This is a genomic window from Streptomyces sp. NPDC002788 (genome assembly GCF_053592115.1).
Window position 1 is genome coordinate 524,822 of the sequence record NZ_JBSFVB010000001.1, and the last position, 21,458, is coordinate 546,279.

Below are 21,458 nucleotides of genomic sequence, written 5' to 3' on the forward strand. Positions count from 1 at the left end.
CTCCTCATTCTCCCGCTCCGCCGTGCAGACTCTGCACCGGGTGGGCGGTGAGCTCCTGCACACCGCGCAGGTCACCGTGGATCTGGTCGACGGCGGCGTAGGCGCTCGCGATGCAGGCGGGGATGCCGACGCCGTCGTACGGGGCGCCGCAGACGGCGAGCCCGGGGAGCCGGGCGACGTGCTCGCGGATGCGGGCCACGCGCGCGTGGTGGCCCACGGGGTACTGGGGCAGGCCGCCGTCCCAGCGGGTGACGCGGGTGGCGACGGGGGTGGCGTCCAGGCCGGTCGCCGCCTTCAGATCGTGTCGGGAGACGTCCACGAGCCCGGCGTCGTCGCGCTGGAGGATCTCCGTCTCGCCGTACCGCCCGACGGAGGTGCGCAGGACGACCAGGTCGGGATTCTCGTCGGCGATCCAGCCCCACTTCTGCGAGGCGAAGGTGGAGGCCTTGATGGTGCGTCCGTCGACCGGCGGCACGAGGAACCCGCTGCCGTCGGGCAGGGCCGTCTCGGCACGGCGGTAGGCGAGGGTGACCAGGGCCATGGAGGCGTACTCGACGGAGCCGAGCTCGGCGGCGGCCTCGGGGGTCTCGGAGCGCAGGAGCCGAGCGGCGGCGGAGGCGGGGGTGGCGACGACCACGGCGTCCGCCTGCCACGCGCGATCGCCGGAGGCGACCTGCCAGGCGCCCTCCGGGGTGCGACGCAGCTCCGTCACCGGAGTCCCGGTGAGGATCTCGCCCCCGCGCTCCCGAACCGACTCCGCCACCGCGAGCGGCAGGGTGCCCACGCCGCCGCGGAGGCCCATGAACACCGGGCCGGTCTGCCGGGCGGCGGCCGCCTTCGCCTGGATCTCGCGGACACCCTCCGTCAGGGACGTGTGGGACCGGGCGGCCTGGAAGAGCTGCGGGACGGCCGAGCGCATCGAGATTCCGTACGCGTCGCCCGCGTACACGCCGCCCAGCAGGGGTTCCACCAGGCGGTCGACAACCTCCCGGCCGAGGCGCGCCGCCACGTACTCCCCGACGGCCACGTCGTCGCCGACCTCCGTGCGGGGCAGCTCGGCGTCGCGGTCGATGCGGGCCAGGCCCTCCTCCGACAGCACGCCGGACAGGGCGGCGGCGGTACCCGGCACGCCCATCACATGGCCCTTGGGCATCGGGCGCAGCGCGCCCCGGGTCCAGATCGAGGCCGTCGCCGTGGCCGGCGGCTGGAGGCGGTCGGCGAGGCCCACCTCGCGCGCGAGCGCCACCGCCTCGGGGCGGCGGGCCAGCATCGACTCGGCGCCGAAGTCCACCCGCGCGCCCGCGATCTCCCCGGGCAGCAGCTTGCCGCCGACCCGGTCGGCGGCTTCCAGCACGGTCACCCGCGCCCCGCGCTCCAGCAGCCGGTGCGCGGCGGCCAGCCCCGCGATACCCGCCCCGATGACGACGACCTGCCCTGTGCCCCGACGGGCTTGAACCTCGCGCATGGCCCCAGCCTCTCAAACCTCACTGACAGCGCTCCCGCGCCCCGGTGTCCCGCACGAGTCCCGACCGTGACCGCATCGGAACCGTCCCGGGCCAAACGTCCGGCGCGGTCCGGGCGTCGAAGAAGCGTCAGCCGAAATCGATCCCCGGGGATGCCCGCATGCGCACACGACGACCCGCCCGCCACCCCGTCCCGGCCCTCGCCGCGCTCCTGCTGGCCGCCGCCCTCGCGCTCACCGGATGCAGCGGCGCGGGCGAGGACTCCGCCGGCAGCACCGCCGCCGACCGCCCGATCGCCGCCCCCCATGCGAACGGCAAGGCCGGCGCGAACGAGGCCGCCCCCGGCGGTACCTGGAGCGGAGCCAGGGCGACGGCGCCGCCGAAGCTCTCCACGAGCCGCATCATCCGCACCGCGTCGCTGACCGTGCGGGTCAAGGACGTCCCGAAGGCCCTGGAAGAGGTCCGCACCAAAACCGAGAACGCGGGCGGTTACGTCGGCAACGAGACCACCACCCGGGACGAGGAGGGCCGTGAACGCACCCGGGTCGTGCTGCGCGTGCCCGTCGAGAAGTACGACGAGGTCCTCGCCGAGCTGGAGGGCACCGGCAAGCTCCTCGACCGCAGCGCGAAGGCCGAGGACGTCACCGACCAGGTCGTGGACGTGGAGAGCCGGATCGCATCGCAGCGTGCGAGCGTGGCCCGGATCCGCGAGCTGATGGACCAGGCGACCAAACTCAGCGACGTGGTGACCCTGGAGAGCGAGCTGAGCACCCGCCAGGCCGACCTGGAGGCGCTGCTCGCCCGGCAGGCGTCCCTGAAGGACCGCACCAGCCTGGCCACCATCACCCTGTCGCTGTCCGAGCCACCGGTGAAGGAGACCGCCGAGGGCGACGACCCGGGGTTCCTGGACGCGCTCACGGGCGGCTGGAACGCGTTCGTGACGATGCTGCGCTGGCTCGCGGTCGCCCTCGGCGCGGTGCTGCCGTTCGCGGCGGTGACGGCCCTGATCGTCCTGCTGTGGCTGCGCGTCGTACGCCCCCGTCTCCCCCGCCGCCCCCGGCCCGCGCCCGCGACGAGCGCGCTCGGCCCGCTGCCGACGGCCCGCCCGGCGCCCGAGGCGCCCACTCGGGAGCCGGGTGAGCGGGACTGAAATGCCCTGCTCCCGTAGCGTGTTCGCATGAGCATGAGCCGTACGCGCAGGGAGCGACTGGTCGTCATCGGCGGCGACGCCGCGGGCATGTCCGCGGCGTCGCAGGCCCGCCGTCTGAAGGGCCCCGACGAGTTGGAGATCGTGGCGTTCGAACGGGGCCACTTCACGTCGTACTCGGCGTGCGGCATCCCCTACTGGGTGGGCGGCGAGGTCACCGACCGGGACCAGCTCATCGCCCGCACACCCGAGGAGCACCGCCGACGGGACATCGAGGTGCGGCTGCGCACGGAGGTCACGCGGCTCGACATCGAGGGGCGGCGGGTACGCGCGTGTGACGTCGAGTCCGGCGCCGAGTCCTGGACGTCGTACGACAAGCTCGTGATCGCGACCGGCGCCCGGCCGATCCGGCCGGACATGCCCGGGGCCGACGCCGCGGGAGTGCACGGTGTGCAGACGCTGGACGACGGCCAGGCGCTGCTCGACACGCTGGCCCGCACGCGTGGCCGCCGCGCGGTGGTCGTCGGGGCCGGTTACATCGGCGTGGAGATGGCCGAGGCGCTCATCAACCGCGGCTACGAGGTGACGGTCGTCAACCGCGGCAGCGAGCCCATGTCGACCCTCGACCCCGACATGGGCTGCCTGGTGCACGAGGCCATGGAGGGCCTGGGCATCACGATGGTGAACGACGCCGAGGTGACGAAGATCCTGACCGGGGACGACGGCCGGGTGCGGGCGGTGATCACACAGGACGCCAAGTTCCCGGCGGACGTCGTCGTGCTCGGCATCGGCGTGCGCCCCGAGACGGCACTCGCGCGTGCGGCCGGTCTCCCCCTCGGCACGCACGGCGGCCTCCTCACGGACCGCTCGATGCGGGTGCGCGGCCACGAGAACATCTGGGCCGGCGGCGACTGCGTCGAGGTCCTCGACCTGGTCTCCGGACAGGAGCGGCACATTCCACTCGGCACCCACGCCAACAAGCACGGCCAGGTCATCGGCACCAACATCGGTGGCGGCCACGCCACGTTCCCGGGCGTCGTCGGCACCGCGGTCAGCAAGGTGTGCGACCTGGAGATCGCGCGCACGGGCCTGCGCGAGAAGGACGCCGACCGCGTCGGGCTCCGCTTCGAGTCGGTCACCATCAAGTCGACCAGCCGCGCGGGCTACTACCCCGACGCCTCCCCCATGACGGTCAAGATGCTCGCCGAACACCGCACGGGCCGCCTCCTCGGCGTTCAGATCGTCGGCCGGGAGGGCGCGGGCAAGCGGGTCGACATCGCGGCGGTGGCTCTCACGGCGGGCATGACCGCGGAACAGATGACGGCCCTGGACCTCGGCTACGCCCCACCGTTCTCCCCCGTCTGGGACCCGGTTCTCGTAGCGGCCCGCAAGGCGGCGGCGAAGGTGCGCGAGACTTCGTAGGGCGGCGGGGCGACGCCCCTGTTCTCCGGGGCGCGGGGCTGTATCGATCCGGCTCCGCCGCGTGGGCGCGAACGGCCACGACGGGCCCGCACCCGGCTACGTCACCCGCACGCCCACGGCGAACCCTACGCGGTCCCGGCCGTCCCGGTGATCCGGTCGATCGCCTGCCGCGCCTGCTCCGCCGGCGGCCGCGACGGCAGGGACGACACCGACGCCGACGCCGCGGTCACCGCCGGCGGCTGCTCCCCCGCCGGTTTCGCGTGCGCGGCGACCCGGGTCGACCGCAACCGGTGGCTCACCGCCTCCTCCAGCGTCACGGGCCGCCGCATCTGGGTCGCCAGCCGCCCGGCCTCCTGGCCGAGCCGGGCCACGTCCTCCCAGGGGAGCCGCACCACCAGCGTCAGCTCCGCCTCGCCGTCCGGCAGGGCGTGCATCGCAGGAGTAACTCGGTCGTTCATCGCCTGTTCCTCACGTCGGCCCCGCGACCCGCCTTCCCCGCGCCGCGGGCGGTTGCCGACAGATACGCACGCCCGGACGCCTGCGTTCACCGGGCCGGCCGATTCGGCCTAGCGTCAGCGCGCGGTGCGCGTGTGCACGTACTCCACCAGCCGCGTCAGCGCGTCCGGGTCGGTCGACGGCATGACGCCGTGGCCGAGGTTGAAGACGTGGCCCTCCAGGCCCGCCGCCGTGTCCAGGACCTCGCGGGTCTTGGCCTCGACGGCCTCCGTCGGGGCGAACAGCACGGTCGGGTCGAGGTTGCCCTGGAGTGCCTTGCCGGGGCCGACGCGGCGGGCGGCCTCATCGAGCGGGACGCGCCAGTCGACGCCGACGACGTCCGCGCCGGCCTCGCCCAGGAGGTTCAGCAGTTCGCCGGTGCCGACGCCGAAGTGGATGCGCGGGACGCCGTAGCCGGCCACCGCCTCGAAGACCTTCGCCGACGCCGGCAGGACGGAGCGCCGGTAGTCGACGGGGGCCAGGGCGCCCGCCCAGGAGTCGAACAGCTGGACGGCCGAGGCGCCCGCCTCGATCTGCACCTTCAGGAACGCGGCGGTGATGTCCGCGAGGCGGTCCAGCAGATCGGCCCACAGCTCGGGGTCGCCGTACATCATCGCCTTGGCGTTCTCGTACGTGCGGGACGGGCCGCCCTCGACGAGGTAGCTGGCGAGGGTGAAGGGGGCGCCGGCGAAGCCGATGAGCGGCGTGGCGCCCAGCTCGCGGGTGAGCTGGCCGATGGCCTCGGTGACGTAGGAGACGTCCTCGGGGGTCAGATCGCGCAGCTGCGCGAGGTCCGCGCGGGTGCGGATCGGACGCTCGACGACCGGGCCGATGCCCGGCTTGATGTCGAGGTCGACGCCGATGGCCTTCAGCGGGACGACGATGTCGCTGAAGTAGATCGCCGCGTCGACGTTGTGCCGGCGCACCGGCTGCAGCGTGATCTCGGTGACCAGTTCGGGCCGCATGCAGGACTCGAGCATCCCGATGCCCTCGCGCACCTTGCGGTACTCCGGCAGTGAGCGCCCGGCCTGCCGCATGAACCACACCGGCGTGTGCGGCACGGGCTCACGCCGGCAGGCCTTGAGAAAGGCGGAGTCGTACGGAGCGGAAGGCTGCTGGGCCCGGGGGGCGTCGTTGGCACTCACGGGGCCAAGTTTCGCATGCTGCCCGACGGCGCGATCCAGCCCCTGGACAGGCGCGGGGTGTCTAGCCCCGCACCGGGGCTCCGGTCCCCGTAACCTTCCCGCATGGCTGCGGCTCAGGGACGACTGTCGGACGGCGCTGGCGGTATGGACGAAGCGAAGGACACCGAGAACGACCGGCGGGAGGCGGACACCGCCCCGCTGCCCTTCCGGGCCGCCGTCGACGCGCTCAGGGCTGCGCGGCTGCGGCCCCAGATCGAGGTAGAGCCGACACCCCCGCCGAAGCGGCTCGCTCCCTACGCCTACGCGCTGGAGGCCGCGGTGGTCGACGGCGACCAGGATCTGGCCGACGGCCGGCTGGTGCTGCTGCACGACCCGGCCGGGCACGACGCCTGGCGGGGCACCTTCCGGCTGGTGACGCTGGTGCGCGCCGAACTGGAGCCGGAGATGGCCGCGGACCCGCTGCTGCCGGAGGTGTGCTGGTCGTGGCTGACCGGCGCGCTGCAGACGCGCGGGCTGACCTACGGGGAGCCGAGCGGCACGGTCACGCGTGCCGGCTCCCACTACTTCGGCGGGCTGTCCGCGCGCCCGCCCGCCTCGCAGATCGAGATCCGTGCGTCGTGGACGCCGCGCGAGAGCCTGGGCGGAGCGCCGGACACGGCCGCGCACCTGGCGTCCTGGTGCGATCTGCTCGCCCAGGTCGCGGGGCTGCCGCCGGCCGGTCCGGGGGACGCGTCGGTGGTGACGCTGCCCCAGCGGCGGGGACCGCAGTCCCGCTGATCCAACCTGTTCCGACCCCGTACTGATCGAACCTGTACGGGGCGGTCAACCATGCCCTGTCGACGATCACACCTGCGTCCCCCTCTTGGCCGAATCACTTTGTCGATACGGCCACTTTCGACCGCGTACCGACGCAGACCGAAACCGTCCGGCCTTCGAATGATCGACCGCGTGTCCGAATTGCACGGATTGTTATCACCGATTCGTGATCATTCCCTAAAGGCCGACGGGTTCGGTGCCGAAGACGACTGTGACCTTGAAAGCACGGTTCGTCCCGGCTTCAACCCCCACGAGCCGGCCCCGTCCCGCACCCCAGGAGGCCTGGTGTCCGTTCTCCTCGAGCAGCCCGCAAGCCTGGTCGCCTACCGCCCGAACAAGCCCACCGCCATGGTGGTCGTGGCCGACCCGCGCGTCCGCTCCACCGTCACCCGCCACCTGTGGGCGCTCGGTGTGCGCGATGTCATCGAGGCCTCGTCCATCGCGGAGGCTCGTCCCCGCATCGGCAACCCCCGCGACATCTGCGTCGCCGACGTCCACCTGCCCGATGGCTCCGGCCTCACCCTGCTGTCGGAGACCCGCGCCGCCGGCTGGCCCAACGGGCTCGCCCTCTCGGCGGCCGACGACATCGGCGCCGTGCGCAACGCGCTCGCCGGCGGTGTGAAGGGTTACGTCGTCACCGGCACCCGTACCAACGTCGGGCTCCCCACCCGGCCGGGCGCCGCCCCCATCGGCGCCGCCGCCGCGCGCCTGCACCGCCGCCCCCCGGGCGCCCCGAGCCACCCGGGCGGTTACCGCGAGCTGTCCGGTCGCGAGGTCGAGGTGCTGCGGCTGGTCGCGGAGGGCCAGTCGAACAAGGCGATCGGCGTCTCCATGGGCCTGTCCGCACTGACCGTCAAGAGCCACCTCGCCCGCATCGCCCGCAAGCTCGGCACGGGCGACCGCGCCGGGATGGTCGCGGTGGCACTGCGCACCGGGATCATCCACTGACCCGCTCCATCATGACTTTCGTGATCATTCACTCACGTGAACGGGGCCGCACGTCGCTCCCGTTCACGTCACTCACGGTTCGCGAACCCGCTGCTTCCCCGACATGACTGGTTTGCGACCCCCCGGCGCCTGTCGACGGAACGTTCCGTCGGCGGGCGCTGTCCATACATGGATACCCTTGACAGGTGACCGACGCCCACGACACCGCAGCAGACAGCTCACTGCGAACCACCGGAGGCGCTCCTCCGGACGACGGCGGATCTTCTGCTACGGAGGCGCCGATCCCTTTGCTGGAGCCGCGTGAGGGCATTCCGCCCGTGATCGCGGACGAGGCCGCCCTCGCCCGGGTGATCGCCGCCTTCGAGGCGGGTTCCGGCCCCGTCGCCGTCGACGCCGAGCGGGCGTCCGGCTACCGCTACGGCCAGCGCGCCTACCTCGTGCAGCTGCGCCGCGAGGGCGCCGGCACGGCCCTGATCGACCCCGTCGCCTGCCCCGACCTGTCCTCCCTGGGCGAGGCCCTGTCCGGCGTCGAGTGGGTCTTGCACGCCGCCACCCAGGACCTGCCCTGCCTGCGTGAGATAGGCATGGTGCCGACCCGGCTGTTCGACACGGAGCTGGCCGGGCGGCTCGCCGGGTTCCCCCGGGTCGGCCTCGGCGCGATGGTCGAGAACGTACTGGGCTTCGTCCTGGAGAAGGGCCACTCCGCCGTCGACTGGTCGACCCGCCCGCTGCCCGAGCCGTGGCTGCGGTACGCGGCGCTGGACGTCGAGCTGCTCGTCGACCTGCGCGACGCGCTGGAGAAGGAGCTGGACCGGCAGGGCAAGCTGGAGTGGGCCCACCAGGAGTTCCACGCGATCGCCTCCGCCCCGCCGCCCGAGCCGCGCAAGGATCCCTGGCGGCGCACGTCGGGCATGCACAAGGTGCGCCGGCGGCGGCAGCTGGCCGTCGTGCGCGAGCTGTGGCAGACGCGGGACCGGATCGCGCAGCGGCGGGATGTCTCGCCCGGCAAGGTGCTCGGGGACGCGGCCATCGTGGAGGCCGCGCTGGCGATTCCGGCCAACGTGCACGCGCTCGCCGCGCTGAACGGCTTCGGACACCGGATGGGCAAGCGGCAGCTGGAGCAGTGGCAGGCGGCCGTGGACCGGGCGAAGGCCTTGAGCGAGGCGCAGTTGCCGCAGCCGGGACAGTCGGTCGCGGGGCCGCCGCCGCCGCGGGCCTGGGCCGACAAGGACCCTGTGGCCGCGGCCCGCCTGTCCGCGGCGCGCGCGGGGATCTCGGCGTTGGCCGAGCAGCTCAACATGCCGCAGGAGAACGTGATCACGCCGGACACCGTGCGGCGGGTCTGCTGGGAGCCGCCGGCGGTGCTGGATGCCGAGTCCGTGGCGGCTGCGCTCGCGGGCAACGGCGCGCGACAGTGGCAGGTCGAGCAGGTGACGCCGGTGCTGGTGGAGGCGCTGTCCGCCAAGGGGGCGTAGCCGCCGTAGAGCTTTCGTCGTACGGCGGCCGCGGCTGAGGTGTGGTTGTTCGCGCCGACGCGGCCCAGCCGCAGGTCAGACACGCCCCCGCGCCGCGAGGAGACGGGTCGCCTACTTCGTGGCACCGCGAGTGAAACCGTTGTAGATGAACCGCTGCAGGGACAGGAAGACGATCAGTGTCGGGACGATGACCAGGATCGCTCCCGCCGAGATGGTTTCCCAGTGGGCGCCGAAGGGTCCCTTGAAGCGGAACAGCGACGTCGAGATCACGCCAAGATCTTCGGAGGGCATGTAGAGGAAGGGGATGTAGAAGTCGTTGTAGACGTTGATCCCCTTCACGATCACGACCGTCGCGATCGCCGGTTTCAGGAGCGGGAAGATGACCTTGCGGTAGACCGTGAAGGCGTTGGCTCCGTCGATGCGGGCCGACTCGTCCAGGGAGACCGGGATCGAGCGGACGAACTGCAGGAAGATGTAGATCGAGACGATGTCGGTGCCCATGTAGAGCGCGATCGGTGCCCACAGGCTGTCGAACATGCCGAAGCTGTCGACGATCTGGAAGGTCGCCACCTGGGTGGTCACCCCGGGGACCAGCGCGGCGACCAGGAACAGGGCCAGGACGAGCTTGCGGAGACGGAACCGGAAGCGGTCGATGGCGTACGCCGTCATGGAGCCGATGAGGATCGTGCCGCCGATGGCGACGACCAGGATGACCGCCGTGTTGGCGAACGCCGAGAGCATGCGGCCGTCCTGGAACGCCGTCACGTAGTTGTGGAAATGGAACGGGTCGTCGGGCAGAGTGAGGGCGCCACTGTCGCCGGCCATCTCCCCGGATGTCTTGAGCGAGGTCAGGAAGACCACCGCGAGCGGCAACAGCACGACCAGCGTCGCGAGCACGAGGGACAGGTACACGAGAGCGCGGGCCACGGTACGGCGGGTCATACGAGGTCCACCTTGTCGTCCGGGACGAGGCGCCGCTGCACCCAGGTCACCGCCAGGATGATCAGCAGCAGTACGACGGCCGCCGCCGACGCGAGGCCCGTCTTGTTGAACTGGAAGGCCAGCTTCACGGTCTGGATCACGAAGGTCTCGGTGCCGGTCGCGCCACCGGTCATGATGTACGGGATCTCGAAGACGGACAGCGACCCGGAGACGGACAGGATCACCGACAGACTCAGCACCGGCCGGATGCCGGGCGCGATGATGTGGCGGAACTGCTGCCAGCGGTTGGCCCCGTCCAGTTCGGCCGCCTCGTACAGCTCCCCCGGGATGGACTGGATGGCGCCGAGGAAGAGGACGAAGTTCAGGCCCAGGTAGCGCCAGACGGAGACACCGGCGAGGGAGACGTTGGCCGACGTGGGTGTGCCGAGCCAGGCACGGTCGCCGTCGTAGCCGAAGAGGCTCAGGATCGAGTCGAGGGTGCCGCCGTCCTGGAAGAAGTACAGGAAGACGAAGCCGATCGCGACGCCGTTGATCAGGTACGGGAAGAAGAGCACGCCCTTGAAGAAGGTGCGGAAGCGGACGTTGAAGCTCAGGACGGTGGCGAAGTAGAGGGCCGCGGCGATCTGCACCACGGACGCGGCGAGGTAGTAGCCGCTGACGAAGAAGACCTCGAACAGCTCGGAGCGGGTGAAGAGTTCGGCGTAGTTCTCGGCGCCCGTGTAGTGCAGCTCGGGGCTGACGCCGTCCCAGTCGGTGAAGCTGTACGCGACCATGTTGACGATCGGCGCGTAGGTGAAGGCGATCAGCAGGACGAGCGGGGCGATCAGGAACAGCCAGGGGGTGACGCCCTGTCGTCGCCCCCGGCGCAGCGGGGTCGGCGGTGTCGGCCCGGCGGGCGCGGCCGGCGGACCCGGCCGCGCCGCCTTCCGGGTGGTGTCGGTCATCAGGACCCCAGGTTCTTGCGCGCCTCGGTCCACTTCTCGCCGAGCCCGGTCAGGAAGTCGTCCAGGCCGCCCTTGCGGGCACCGCGGGCGAGGTCGACGAGGTCCTGGCGGTAGTCGGGCTTGTAGATGCCGACCTCGGACTGGTTGTCGATGGACTTGACCTCGGCGCCCTTGGTGTCGTCGAGGTCGAGGAGCTTCACGCCCGCCTCCTGGTACGGCTTGAGAACGTCGGGCAGCGGGGCGTCCTTGAGGGGCGAGAGGGCCAGGTTGGCGTCCGCGTAGCCGGACTTGTCGGTGAACCAGTCGATCCAGGCGCGGGCGGCGGCCTTGTGATCGGAGTTGACGTTGACGGCCTGGTTGTAGTCGGGCAGCGTCACCGCGCAGAACGTGCCGTTCTTCTGGGCGGGGAAGGGCATGAACCCTATGGCGTCCGGGTCGGCGCCTGCCTGCTTCGCCGCTTGCTGCATCTGGATCACGGCCCAGGAACCGAGCCACATCGTGGCGATCTCGCCCTTGGCCAACTTGGGCTTGGACGCCTCCCAGTTGGTGGTCGTCGGGTCCTTCTCGACGAGCCCTTCGCGCACGATGTCGTACAGCAGCGTGTCGGCGGTCCGCAGGTCGGCGCCCTCGGCCCAGGGGTCGCCTTCGGCGAGCTTCGTGGTGGCCTCTTCGTCGCAGCTGACCGATCCGTTGACCTGCGTCCACTGGGTGAGCGGCCACATGTCCTTGAAGTTGGTGTAGTACGGGATCGCGTCGGTCTTCGACTTGATCGCCTTCAGGTCGTCCAGGAACTCGTCCGGTGTCGTGGGCCAGTCGGTGATCCCGGCCTCCTGCCACACCTTCTTGTTGTAGATGAAGCCCGGGACCGCGCCGAGCGGGCTCTGGCCGTAGACCTTGCCGCCCACCGTGGTGTAGTCGGTGAAGCGGTACTTCGCACTCCGCTCGGACCGCGTGCCCAGCGATGCGAAGAACTTCGGGTAGTCCTTCTTCTCGATCACGGCCGGGATCATGAGGACGTCGCCGTAGTTCTCCGTGTTCATCCGAATCTTGACCTCGCCCTCGTAATCGGTGAGGCCCTCGAACTCGACCTTCACATCGGGGTAGGTCTTGCGGAACTCGGCGGCGTACTTCTTCATCGTCCCGTCCTGCACGAGGTCGGTCCGGTGGGTGAGGACGGTGATGGTCCCGGAGACCTTGGAGGGGTCGTCGGGCGCCTCGGCGTCCGCGCCCTTGGAGGAGCCTCCGGTGCCGGTGCAGCCGGCGCCCAGCAGGGCGGCGCCCACGGCCAGGGCGAGGACGGTACGGCGGTTCATGTGCATCAGCTCCGTTCACGGAGGGGAACTCGGGACGGACGAGCACGTGCGGTATGGCTGGTTCGGCACTCTGGCAGCGCTTTCCTCAACCGGTAAAGTCCCATTCCCGCCATCGCTGGGGACGAGCTCTCGACCTTCCACTTGACCGGTTAAGGGAGTGCGCATGCTGGAGGCCACACCGCTCGGTGACGGATGGATCCTGCGGCACGGGTCGGACACGCTGCCGGCCGCCGTGCCGGGTTGCGTGCACACGGACCTGATGGCGGCCGGAGTGATCCCGGACCCGTTCCTCGGCCGGAACGAGACCGAGGTGGCGTGGGTGGGTCGCCGGGACTGGACCTACGAGCGCGAGCTGGGCTGCTCGCCCTTCCAGGAGCAGACCGACCTGGTCTTCGACGGACTCGACACCGTCGCCGATGTCTCGCTGGACGGGCGGCTGCTGGGGAAGGTGCGGAACATGCACCGCTCGTACCGGTTCGACGTGACGGGCCTGTCCGGACGGCTGTCCGTGCGGTTCGTCTCCGCCTACGCCGAGGCCGAGGCGGTGCGGGGACGGCTGGGCGAACGACCCGCCGCCTACGCCGAGCCCTACCAGTACCTGCGCAAGATGGCCTGCTCCTTCGGCTGGGACTGGGGGCCGACCCTGGTGACGGCCGGGATCTGGCGGCCGGTGCGCCTGGAGCACTGGTCGACGGCCCGCATCGCGCGGGTGCGCCCGCTGGTCACCGTCGAAGAGGGCACCGGAGTCGTCGAGTTGGCCGTCGACCTCGAGCGCACCCGGGTGGAGGCGCCGCTCGCAGTGGAGGCGACCGTCGCGGGGGTGCGGGCCCGGAGGGAGATCGAGGGGACGGGCGGGGTCGTGCGCCTCCGGGTACCGGACGCGGAGCTGTGGTGGCCACGCGGCTACGGCGAACAGTCGCTCTATGACATCGAGTTGAAGCTGCTGCACGGCGAGGACACACTGGACGTCTGGCGGCGGCGGATCGGCTTCCGGACCGTCGGACTGGACCAGCGGCCCGACACGCACGGCACCGGCTTCACCCTCGTCGTCAACGGCGAACGGCTCTTCGCGCGGGGCGTGAACTGGATCCCGGACGACGTCTTCCCGTCCCGCGTCACCCGCGAGCGCTACCGGCAGCGGCTGGAGCAGGCGGCCGGGGCGGGCGTGGACCTCGTCCGGGTCTGGGGCGGCGGGATCTACGAGAGCGAGGACTTCTACGACGCCTGCGACGAACTCGGGCTGCTGGTCTGGCAGGACTTCCCGTTCGCGTGCGCGGCCTACCCGGAGGAGCAGCCGCTGCGCGGTGAGGTGGAGGCCGAGGCACGGGAGAACGTCGTACGGCTGATGCCGCATCCGTCGCTGGTGCTGTGGAACGGCAACAACGAGAACCTCTGGGGCTTCCGGGACTGGGGGTGGGAGCCGCGGCTGGCCGGGGACTCCTGGGGTGAGGGCTACTACCTGGGCGTTCTGCCGCGTGTGGTGGCCGAGTCGGACCCCAGCAGGCCGTACACGGCGGGCAGTCCGTGGTCCGGGTCCTGGCGGCACCACCCGAACGACCCGGCGCACGGCACGCATCACTCGTGGGAGGTGTGGAACCGGGAGGACTACGCCGACTACCGGCTGAGCGTGCCGCGGTTCGTGGCCGAGTTCGGCTGGCAGGCACCGCCCGCCCACGCCACCCTGCGGCGCGCCCTGCCCGGGGAGGAGCTCACGCCGCACTCCCCCGGCATGCTGCACCACCAGAGGGCCGACGACGGCAACGGCAAGCTGGAACGAGGGCTGGCCCGGCATTTCGCCGTGCCCGAGAAGGACTTCGACCGGTGGCACTACCTCACGCAGCTCAACCAGGCGCGGGCGGTCGCGGCCGGGATCGAGCACTGGCGCTCTCACTGGCCGGTGTGCGCGGGCACGATCGTCTGGCAGCTCAACGACTGCTGGCCGGTGACCTCGTGGGCGGCGATCGACGGGGACGGCCGGGAGAAGCCTCTGTACCACGAGCTGAAGCGGCTGTACGCGGACCGGTTGCTGACTCTGCGGGCGGAGGACGGCCGGCTGGTGCTGGCCGCCGTGAACCAGGCGGCCGGGGACTGGACGGGGACCCTGACCCTGCGGCGGATGTCCGTCGAGGGGCAGGTGCTGGGACAGGCGGGCGTGGAACTGGCGGCCGGGGCGCGGACCGTGGCGCGGGTCGACGTGCCGCGCGAGGTGACGCCCGCGGGGCCGAGGGAGTTCCTGGTCGCGGACGCGTGGGGGTCCCCCCGCTCGAGCGAAGCCGTGAGCGCGGGAGGGCTGCGGGCCCTGTACTTTCCGCTGCCCGACCGTGAAGTTGCCTACCCCAGGCCCGAGTTCGATGTCGCGCTCGCCCCGGGCGGCATCACCGTGACCGCGCGCACCCTGGTGCGGGACCTGCTGCTGCAGGCCGACAGGCTGGACCCCGAGGCGCGGGCCGACCGGGGGCTCGTCACGCTGCTGCCGGGCGAAGAGGTGACCATCGGGGTGCGCGGCTGGAAGACTCCGGACGCGGAGGCTGCCCGTTCGGCCCTGTACTGCGTGGAGCCCACCCGATGACGGCAACACCGACCCCCCGCGTCACCATCAAGGACGTCGCCGCGCGCGCCGGCGTGTCCAAAGGTGCCGTGTCGCTCGCCTTCAACCACAAGCCGGGCCTGTCGGAGGCCACCCGGGACCGGATCTTCCAAGCGGCGCGGGAACTGGGCTGGGCGCCGAACCTCACGGCGCGGACCCTGGCCGGTTCACGCGTGGACGTGGTGGGACTCGCGGTGTGCCGGCCGGCCCGGGTGCTCGGACTCGAGCCCTGGTACATGGAGTTCGTCTCGGGCGTCGAGAGCGTGCTGGCCGAGCATTCCTGCTCCCTGCTGCTGAGGCTCGTACGGAATCTGGACGAGGAGGTGGGAGTCCAGGAGGCGTGGTGGCGTGGGCGGCAGGTCGGCGGGTCGATCCTCGTCGACTTCCGGGCCGACGATCCCCGGGTGGACCTGGTGGACCGGCTCGGGCTGCCGGTGGTCGCCGTCGGGCATCCCTGCCTGACCGGCGGGCTCACCTCCGTCTGGACGGACGACGCCACGGCCGTGGCGGAGGCGGTCCGGTATCTGGCCGCGCTCGGGCATCGGCGGATCGCCCGGGTGGGCGGGGCGGCCGACCTAGGGCACACGGCGATCCGGACGGCGGCGTTCGACGAGACTGCGGGGGCGCTGCGGCTGGCCGGGGCGTGGCAGGTCGCGACGGACTTCTCGGGAGACGCGGGGGCGCGGGCGACGCGGTCGCTGCTGACGGCGGCGGCGACGGACCGGCCGACGGCGATCGTGTACGACAACGACATCATGGCGGTGGCGGGGCTGTCGGTCGCGGCGGAGATGGGGCTGCGGGTGCCGGAGGAGGTGTCGTTGCTGGCGTGGGACGACTCGCAGCTGTGCCGGCTGACGCATCCGACCCTCTCCGCGATGAGCCATGACGTGCACGGATTCGGGGCGGAGGTGGCCAGGACCCTGTTCTCGGTGATCACAGGGGGTGAGGGAGGCTCGCACCCTGTGCCGACGCCCGTGCTGACGCCCCGGGGGTCCACGGCACCCCCGAAGGTGTGACCTTCGCCGCTCCCCACGCCAGGACTGTGCAGCTACGTTACCCACAAGTAGCATGGGACTGAGCGCGCGCTCAGCGCATCGCAGCAGCAATGCAGATCCTGACCCTGGAGGAGAGCCATCGTGCCTCGTACCGTCAGGGACGTCGTCTTCGTCGACGGCGTCCGCACCCCGTTCGGCAAGGCGGGCCCGAAGGGCATCTACCACGAGACCCGTGCCGACGACCTCGTCGTGAAGGCGATCCGGGAGCTGCTGCGCCGCAACCCCGGTCTCGACCCGAAGAAGATCGACGAGGTCGCCATCGCCGCGACCACGCAGATCGGCGACCAGGGCCTCACCATCGGCCGTACGGCGGGGATCCTCGCCGGTCTGCCGCAGTCCGTGCCGGGTTACTCCATCGACCGCATGTGCGCGGGCGCCCTGACGGCCGTGACCTCGGTCGCCGGTTCCGTCGCCTTCGGTGCCTACGACGTCGCCATCGCCGGCGGTGTCGAGCACATGGGCCGCCACCCCATGGGCGAGGGCGTCGACCCGAACCCGCGGTTCGTGTCCGAGAAGCTGGTCGACGAGTCGGCCCTGTTCATGGGCATGACCGCGGAGAACCTGCACGACCGCTACCCCCAGATCACCAAGCTGCGCGCCGACGAGTACGCCGTGCGCTCCCAGGAGAAGGCCGCCAAGGCGTACGCCAACGGCAAGATCCAGGCCGACCTGGTGCCGGTCTCGGTGCGCCGCACCTCCCCCGAGGCCGGTGAGACGGGCTGGGGCCTGGTCACCGCCGACGAGCCGATGCGCCCGGGCACGACGCTGGAGAACCTCTCCGGTCTGAAGACCCCGTTCCGCGTGCACGGCCGGGTCACCGCCGGTAACGCGGCCGGTCTGAACGACGGCGCCACCGCCTCGCTCATCGCCTCCGAGGACTTCGCGCGGGAGAACGACCTCCCCGTGAAGATGCGCCTGGTCTCCTACTCCTTCGCGGGCGTGGAGCCGGAGGTCATGGGCTACGGCCCGATCCCGGCGACGGAGAAGGCGCTGTCCCAGGCCGGCCTGTCCATCTCCGACATCGGCCTGTTCGAGATCAACGAGGCCTTCGCCGTCCAGGTGCTGGCCTTCCTCGACCACTACGGCATCGCCGACGACGACGAGCGCGTCAACCAGTACGGCGGCGCCATCGCCTTCGGCCACCCGCTGGCCTCCTCCGGCGTGCGCCTGATGACGCAGCTGGCCCGCCAGTTCGAGGAGCAGCCGCACGTCCGCTACGGCCTGACCACCATGTGTGTCGGCTTCGGCATGGGCGCGACGGTCATCTGGGAGAACCCGCACTTCGAGGGGGACAAGTGAGTACCACCGCCGAGCTTCTGAAGCAGGCTTCCGAGCTGTTCCCGGACGAGGTCGTCACGAGTGCGCACGTACGGCACTTCGACCTCCCCCTGGGTGCCGGGCGCTTCGCCCTGATCACCCTGGACAACGGCCACGACCACACCAAGCCGACCACCTTCGGCCCCGCCTCACTGGCGAACCTCAACGCCGCGATCGACCAGGTCGAGAAGGAGGCGGCGGACGGCGAGATCGTCGGCGTCGGCATCACCGGCAAGCCGTTCATCTTCGCGGTCGGCGCCGACCTCAAGGGCGTGGAGATCCTCAAGGAGTACGAGCACGCGCTCGCCATCGGCAAGGGCGGCCACGAGGTCTTCAAGCGGCTGTCCAAGCTGGCCGTGCCGACCTTCGCGTACTACAACGGCGCCGCGATGGGCGGCGGTGTCGAGGTCGGTCTGCACTGCACCTACCGGACCGTCTCCGCGGCCGTCCCGGCGTTCTCGCTGCCCGAGGTCTTCCTGGGCCTGGTCCCGGGCTGGGGCGGCTGCACCCTGCTGCCGAACCTCGTCGGCCCCGAGAAGGCCGTCTCGGTGATCATCGAGAACAGCCTGAACCAGAACAAGCAGCTCAAGGGCGCGCAGGTCTACGAGCTCGGGATCGCCGACGCGATCTTCGAGGGCGCGGACTTCCTGGAGCAGTCGCTGATCTGGACCGCGGCCGTCCTCAAGGGCGAGCTGGAGATCGAGCGCCCGGTGATCGACCGCGGCGAGGGCTGGGACCAGGCCGTCGCCAAGGGCCGGTTCATCGCGGACTCCAAGGTGCACGGCGCCGCCCCGGCCGCCTACCGCGCCCTGGACATCATCGCCGCCGCCAAGAACGGCGACCTCCAGCAGGGCTACGACGCCGAGGACAAGGCCCTCGCCGACCTCATCATGGGCGGCGAACTGCGCGCCGGCATCTACGCCTTCAACCTGGTGCAGAAGCGCGGCAAGCGCCCGGCCGGTGCCCCGGACAAGTCCCTGGCCCGCCCGGTCACCAAGGTCGGTGTCGTCGGCGCCGGTCTGATGGCCAGCCAGCTCGCGCTGCTGTTCCTGCGCCGCCTGGAGGTGCCGGTCGTGCTGACCGACATCGACCAGGAGCGCGTCGACAAGGGTGTGGGTTACGTCCACGCCGAGATCGACAAGCTGCTCGGCAAGGGCCGGATCAACCAGGACAAGGCCAACCGTCTCAAGGCGCTGGTCACCGGTGTCCTGGACAAGGCCGAGGGCTTCGCGGACGCGGACTTCATCATCGAGGCCGTGTTCGAGGAGATGGGCGTCAAGCAGAAGGTGTTCGCGGAGGTCGAGGCGGTCGCCCCGGCGCACGCGATCCTCGCCACCAACACCTCCTCGCTGTCGGTCTCGGAGATGGCGTCGAAGCTGAAGCACCCCGAGCGGGTCGTCGGCTTCCACTTCTTCAACCCGGTCGCCGTGCTGCCGCTGCTGGAGATCGTCCGCGGCGAGCAGACCGACGACGCCTCCCTGGCCACGGCGTTCGGCGTCGCCAAGAAGCTGAAGAAGACCGCGGTGCTCGTGAAGGACGCCCCGGCGTTCGTCGTGAACCGCATCCTGACCCGCTTCATGGGCGAGATCCAGAACGTCATCGACGAGGGCACCCCGGTCGAGGTCGCCGAGAAGGCCGTCGAGCCGCTGGGCCTGCCGATGTCCCCGCTGGTCCTGCTGGAGCTGGTCGGCCCGGCGATCGGCCTGCACGTCTCCGAGACGCTCAACAAGGCGTTCCCGGACCGCTTCACGGTCTCCCCGAACCTCAAGGCGGTCGTCGAGGCGGGCAAGCGCGGCTTCTACGTCTACGACAGCGGCAAGCCGGAGCTGGACCCGGAGGTCGCCGCGCTGCTGAAGCAGGGCGACAGCGTCCTGACGGAGGAGCAGGTCCGCGAGCGTGTGCTCGACGCGGTGGCTCAGGAGATCGGCATCATGCTCGACGAGGGCGTCGTCGCCGAGGCCCAGGACATCGACCTGTGTCTCATCACGGGCGCCGGCTGGCCGTTCCACCTGGGCGGCATCACGCCGTACCTGGACCGCGAGGGTGTCTCCGAGCGCGTGAACGGCAAGAGGTTCCTGGCTCCGGGCGTGGCGAGCGTCCCGGAGTAACGCGTTCCCCCTGAGGGGGGTGGGGCGCACGGTCACCATCCGTGCACCCGCCCCCCTTTGGTGTATGCCGTCGCCGTGAACCTCGCGTGTCCGGGGCGGTGGGGGTCAGATCTCCCGCCAGGCCTCCAGCGCGAGCCCCGGTTCGTCCTTGCGGCGGGTGAGGAGCAGGGTCCCGGTGGAGGGCGAGAGAGAGGCCGCGACGACCTCGTCGTGCTCGTCCAGCGCCACCGACACCAGGGCGTCGGCGGGCAACTCGGGCCCGGACTCGGTCCACCATGCACCGGCCGACTCCTGCTCGGTCGGATAGGCGGCGAAGGCGACCCGGCCGCTCGACGACCGCTGCGCCAGCACGGTGCAGTCGTGACCCTCGATGTCGCACCGCACGGCGGAGACCGGCCCCGGCCCGGCAGCGGCGAGGAGGGGCACCGGCTTCTCACCGGGCCGCCAGGCGCACAGGTCCCCGGACACGTCCGTGAAGAAGACCGTGGTGTGCTCGGCGGACGTGGCGAGCGCACGCAGGGTCCCCGGACGGACGGCGACATCCACACCCTCGGTCCGCACCGGCGTCTTCCCGTCCCCCTCCTGCCGCCAGTGCAGAATCCCGCCGGACACGGAGGCGTACACCTCGACCAGCCCCGACTCCCCCGCCACGGCTGCCGGCTCCCCCTCGACATCGCTCCCTTCGAGGTTGTGCCAGGCCCCCCAGCCGCCCTTCACCTTCTGATTGCGCATGCTCACCCCGCCGCCCGCGTTCCTGACGAAGACATAGGCACGCCCCGCACCGTCGACCGCGACGGCCGGCGGACCCGTCCGGTCACCCTTCTTGTCGGGGTGCCCGATCGGGATCCAGTCCAGGGGGGCGAGCCGGGGCCGGAAGTGCGTGGAGTGCACGAGCCCCGACTCCCCCGGCACGGTGGGCCGCCAGGCGGCCAGGTGGGCGTACCCGTCGGCGCCCTGACCGACCGCCGCGCCCGGGTGCAGCTTCTGCGTGCCGCCGACGGTGCGGGGGGCGCCGTCCCAAGGGCCGGCGGGGCCGCGTTCCGCACGGCACAGGACGGCGTCGCCGGAGGGCAGATAGACGGTGAGGCGGCCGTCGCGGCCGCGGATGAGCCAGTCGCCGTTCACCAGTTCACTTTATGCGGGCCTGACGCCTCGGCGCGCGGCCACCCCTGCCTGGGGGTCACCTGCCGTGCGACCCTGGCCAGATGAACGACACCGCGCCTGTCCTCGTCGTCGTCGATGCCGCGAATGTCGTCGGGTCGGTACCCGACGGGTGGTGGCGGGACCGGCGGGGGGCGGCGGAGCGGTTGCGGGACCGCCTGGCGTCCGAGGGGGTTCCCGGTGTTCCCGGGCCGGTGGAGATCGTGCTCGTGGTGGAGGGTGCGGCGCGCGGGGTCGAGTCCGTGCCGGGTGTACGGGTGACGTCGGCGCCGGGCAGTGGGGACGACCACATCGTGGAAGTGGTGGCGTCCGCCGGCGACCGCTCCGTACTGGTGATCACGGCGGACCGGGAGTTGCGGCGGCGGGTCGGAGAGCTGGGGGCGGAGGTGGCGGGACCGCGTACGGTACGTCCGTAGGCGCCCGGCCTTTCTGCTGGGGCGGAGTGGGTCCGCAACCCGGCGGAACGGGTACCACCCTTAAGGTCTCTTCTGGATAATCCGCCTCGGATCTATTTGCCCTACGCTGGCCGGCATGACCGCCATGACGCCCGCGCGCACCGAACCGGACCTGTCGTTCCTCCTCGACCACACCAGTCACGTCCTGCGGAGCAAGATGTCCGCCGCCCTCGCCGAGATCGGCCTGACCGCTCGAATGCACTGCGTGCTCGTCCACGCCCTGGAGGAGGAGCGCACTCAGATCCAGCTCGCCGAGATCGGCGACATGGACAAGACCACGATGGTGGTGACGGTGGACGCCCTGGAGGAGGCGGGTCTGGCCGAGCGCCGTCCTTCCAGTACGGACCGGCGGGCCCGGATCATCGCCGTCACCGACGAGGGCGCCCGCGTCGCCGAGCAGAGTCAGAAGATCGTCGACCGCGTGCATCGCGACGCCCTGGCCACGCTCCCTGACGGGGACAGGGAGGCCCTCCTGCGGGCCCTGAAGCGCCTCGTCGGCGGCGGTCTGGCGAACCCTGTCGAGGCCCCGCGCACCGCCCGCCGGGCGCGCCAGTCCAGGTAGGCGGGGAGGCGGGGCGGCGGGGCGGCGGGGCGGCGGGGCGGCGAGACCAAAGTAAGACCGAAGAAAATAGTCTGCAACAAAACCATCTGCTACGGTCTCTCCT

General features: G+C 71.5%; 18 protein-coding genes. 11 read left to right on the forward strand and 7 right to left on the reverse strand.

What is annotated here, in order from left to right; all coding sequences use genetic code 11:
- Window positions 1-4 precede the first annotated feature (4 nt).
- Window positions 5-1,465: a protoporphyrinogen oxidase gene (gene hemG, locus ACWD1U_RS02340; protein WP_451103784.1), complete on the reverse strand. Its 1,461-nt coding sequence runs from the start codon at window positions 1,463-1,465 to the stop codon at window positions 5-7.
- Between the two features lie 158 nt (window positions 1,466-1,623).
- Here hemG and ACWD1U_RS02345 point away from each other — a divergent pair, with 158 nt between their 5' ends.
- Window positions 1,624-2,613: a DUF4349 domain-containing protein gene (locus ACWD1U_RS02345; RefSeq protein ID WP_451103785.1), complete on the forward strand. Its 990-nt coding sequence runs from the start codon at window positions 1,624-1,626 to the stop codon at window positions 2,611-2,613.
- Window positions 2,614-2,640: 27 nt separating this feature from the next.
- Complete coding sequence (locus ACWD1U_RS02350; RefSeq protein ID WP_451103786.1) at window positions 2,641-4,032, forward strand: FAD-dependent oxidoreductase; 1,392 nt, start codon at window positions 2,641-2,643, stop codon at window positions 4,030-4,032.
- 125 nt (window positions 4,033-4,157) lie between these two features.
- Here the strand turns inward: ACWD1U_RS02350 and ACWD1U_RS02355 are convergent, their stop codons facing one another.
- Together ACWD1U_RS02355 and hemE are read right to left on the reverse strand one after the other, a co-directional pair.
- Window positions 4,158-4,490, reverse strand: a complete 333-nt coding sequence (locus ACWD1U_RS02355) for a hypothetical protein (RefSeq protein ID WP_451103787.1) — start codon at window positions 4,488-4,490, stop codon at window positions 4,158-4,160.
- A gap of 114 nt (window positions 4,491-4,604) precedes the next feature.
- A complete protein-coding gene (hemE, locus tag ACWD1U_RS02360; RefSeq protein WP_451103788.1) occupies window positions 4,605-5,672 on the reverse strand; it encodes a uroporphyrinogen decarboxylase in 1,068 nt (355 codons plus the stop codon).
- 102 nt (window positions 5,673-5,774) lie between these two features.
- Between hemE and ACWD1U_RS02365 the strand changes: the two genes are divergently transcribed.
- From ACWD1U_RS02365 to ACWD1U_RS02375, 3 genes are all read left to right on the forward strand, one after another.
- On the forward strand, window positions 5,775-6,449 hold the full coding sequence (locus ACWD1U_RS02365; protein ID WP_451103789.1) for a DUF3000 domain-containing protein: 675 nt from the start codon (window positions 5,775-5,777) through the stop codon (window positions 6,447-6,449).
- Between the two features lie 324 nt (window positions 6,450-6,773).
- Window positions 6,774-7,436 carry a response regulator transcription factor gene (locus tag ACWD1U_RS02370; RefSeq protein WP_003993737.1) on the forward strand — a complete coding sequence of 221 codons (663 nt, stop codon included), beginning with the start codon at window positions 6,774-6,776 and terminating at the stop codon, window positions 7,434-7,436.
- A gap of 185 nt (window positions 7,437-7,621) precedes the next feature.
- Complete coding sequence (locus ACWD1U_RS02375) at window positions 7,622-8,911, forward strand: ribonuclease D (protein WP_451103790.1); 1,290 nt, start codon at window positions 7,622-7,624, stop codon at window positions 8,909-8,911.
- Window positions 8,912-9,022: 111 nt separating this feature from the next.
- On the opposite strand, the gene ACWD1U_RS02380 is transcribed toward ACWD1U_RS02375, so the two are convergent.
- Genes ACWD1U_RS02380 through ACWD1U_RS02390 form a run of 3 tightly spaced genes read right to left on the reverse strand, consistent with a single transcriptional unit; the run spans window position 9,023 to window position 12,110 of the window.
- Window positions 9,023-9,853 (reverse strand): carbohydrate ABC transporter permease, encoded by an 831-nt coding sequence (locus ACWD1U_RS02380; protein ID WP_451103791.1) that lies wholly within the window; start codon window positions 9,851-9,853, stop codon window positions 9,023-9,025.
- On the reverse strand, window positions 9,850-10,797 hold the full coding sequence (locus ACWD1U_RS02385; RefSeq protein ID WP_451103792.1) for a carbohydrate ABC transporter permease: 948 nt from the start codon (window positions 10,795-10,797) through the stop codon (window positions 9,850-9,852). Before ACWD1U_RS02385 ends, ACWD1U_RS02380 begins: the two co-directional genes overlap by 4 nt.
- A complete protein-coding gene (locus ACWD1U_RS02390; protein ID WP_451103793.1) occupies window positions 10,797-12,110 on the reverse strand; it encodes an ABC transporter substrate-binding protein in 1,314 nt (437 codons plus the stop codon). Before ACWD1U_RS02390 ends, ACWD1U_RS02385 begins: the two co-directional genes overlap by 1 nt.
- A gap of 163 nt (window positions 12,111-12,273) precedes the next feature.
- Here ACWD1U_RS02390 and ACWD1U_RS02395 point away from each other — a divergent pair, with 163 nt between their 5' ends.
- The 4 genes from ACWD1U_RS02395 to ACWD1U_RS02410 all read left to right on the forward strand — a co-directional run bounded on the left by ACWD1U_RS02395 (window position 12,274) and on the right by ACWD1U_RS02410 (window position 19,177).
- Window positions 12,274-14,679, forward strand: a complete 2,406-nt coding sequence (locus ACWD1U_RS02395) for a glycoside hydrolase family 2 protein (RefSeq protein ID WP_451103794.1) — start codon at window positions 12,274-12,276, stop codon at window positions 14,677-14,679.
- Window positions 14,676-15,713 (forward strand): LacI family DNA-binding transcriptional regulator, encoded by a 1,038-nt coding sequence (locus tag ACWD1U_RS02400; RefSeq protein WP_451103795.1) that lies wholly within the window; start codon window positions 14,676-14,678, stop codon window positions 15,711-15,713. The genes ACWD1U_RS02395 and ACWD1U_RS02400 overlap by 4 nt, the downstream gene beginning before the upstream one ends.
- 120 nt (window positions 15,714-15,833) lie before the next feature.
- Entirely contained in the window at window positions 15,834-17,051 is a 1,218-nt protein-coding gene (locus ACWD1U_RS02405; RefSeq protein ID WP_451103796.1) for a thiolase family protein, read from the forward strand.
- The gene (locus ACWD1U_RS02410; protein ID WP_451103797.1) at window positions 17,048-19,177 is read left to right on the forward strand and encodes a 3-hydroxyacyl-CoA dehydrogenase NAD-binding domain-containing protein; all 2,130 of its coding nucleotides are present in this window, start codon (window positions 17,048-17,050) and stop codon (window positions 19,175-19,177) included. The genes ACWD1U_RS02405 and ACWD1U_RS02410 overlap by 4 nt, the downstream gene beginning before the upstream one ends.
- Before the next feature lie 105 nt (window positions 19,178-19,282).
- On the opposite strand, the gene ACWD1U_RS02415 is transcribed toward ACWD1U_RS02410, so the two are convergent.
- Window positions 19,283-20,302, reverse strand: coding sequence for a hypothetical protein (locus ACWD1U_RS02415; protein ID WP_451103798.1), 1,020 nt, complete (start codon window positions 20,300-20,302; stop codon window positions 19,283-19,285).
- Window positions 20,303-20,382: 80 nt separating this feature from the next.
- Here ACWD1U_RS02415 and ACWD1U_RS02420 point away from each other — a divergent pair, with 80 nt between their 5' ends.
- A complete protein-coding gene (locus ACWD1U_RS02420) occupies window positions 20,383-20,754 on the forward strand; it encodes an NTP pyrophosphohydrolase (RefSeq protein WP_451103799.1) in 372 nt (123 codons plus the stop codon).
- A gap of 115 nt (window positions 20,755-20,869) precedes the next feature.
- On the forward strand, window positions 20,870-21,355 hold the full coding sequence (locus ACWD1U_RS02425; RefSeq protein ID WP_451103800.1) for a MarR family winged helix-turn-helix transcriptional regulator: 486 nt from the start codon (window positions 20,870-20,872) through the stop codon (window positions 21,353-21,355).
- The last annotated feature ends 103 nt before the right edge of the window (window positions 21,356-21,458 follow it).

Excerpts from the sequence above, each read along its gene's own strand:
- ACWD1U_RS02395 (WP_451103794.1), top strand. The coding sequence starts at position 12,274 with ATGCTGGAGGCCACACCGCTCGGTGACGGATGGATCCTGCGGCACGGG.
- ACWD1U_RS02385 (WP_451103792.1), bottom strand. The coding sequence starts at position 10,797 with ATGACCGACACCACCCGGAAGGCGGCGCGGCCGGGTCCGCCGGCCGCG.
- ACWD1U_RS02350 (WP_451103786.1), top strand. The coding sequence starts at position 2,641 with ATGAGCATGAGCCGTACGCGCAGGGAGCGACTGGTCGTCATCGGCGGC.
- ACWD1U_RS02380 (WP_451103791.1), bottom strand. The coding sequence starts at position 9,853 with ATGACCCGCCGTACCGTGGCCCGCGCTCTCGTGTACCTGTCCCTCGTG.
- hemG (WP_451103784.1), bottom strand. The coding sequence starts at position 1,465 with ATGCGCGAGGTTCAAGCCCGTCGGGGCACAGGGCAGGTCGTCGTCATC.
- ACWD1U_RS02425 (WP_451103800.1), top strand. The coding sequence starts at position 20,870 with ATGACCGCCATGACGCCCGCGCGCACCGAACCGGACCTGTCGTTCCTC.
- ACWD1U_RS02355 (WP_451103787.1), bottom strand. The coding sequence starts at position 4,490 with ATGAACGACCGAGTTACTCCTGCGATGCACGCCCTGCCGGACGGCGAG.
- ACWD1U_RS02345 (WP_451103785.1), top strand. The coding sequence starts at position 1,624 with ATGCGCACACGACGACCCGCCCGCCACCCCGTCCCGGCCCTCGCCGCG.
- ACWD1U_RS02420 (WP_451103799.1), top strand. The coding sequence starts at position 20,383 with ATGAACGACACCGCGCCTGTCCTCGTCGTCGTCGATGCCGCGAATGTC.
- ACWD1U_RS02400 (WP_451103795.1), top strand. The coding sequence starts at position 14,676 with ATGACGGCAACACCGACCCCCCGCGTCACCATCAAGGACGTCGCCGCG.
- ACWD1U_RS02365 (WP_451103789.1), top strand. The coding sequence starts at position 5,775 with ATGGCTGCGGCTCAGGGACGACTGTCGGACGGCGCTGGCGGTATGGAC.
- ACWD1U_RS02390 (WP_451103793.1), bottom strand. The coding sequence starts at position 12,110 with ATGAACCGCCGTACCGTCCTCGCCCTGGCCGTGGGCGCCGCCCTGCTG.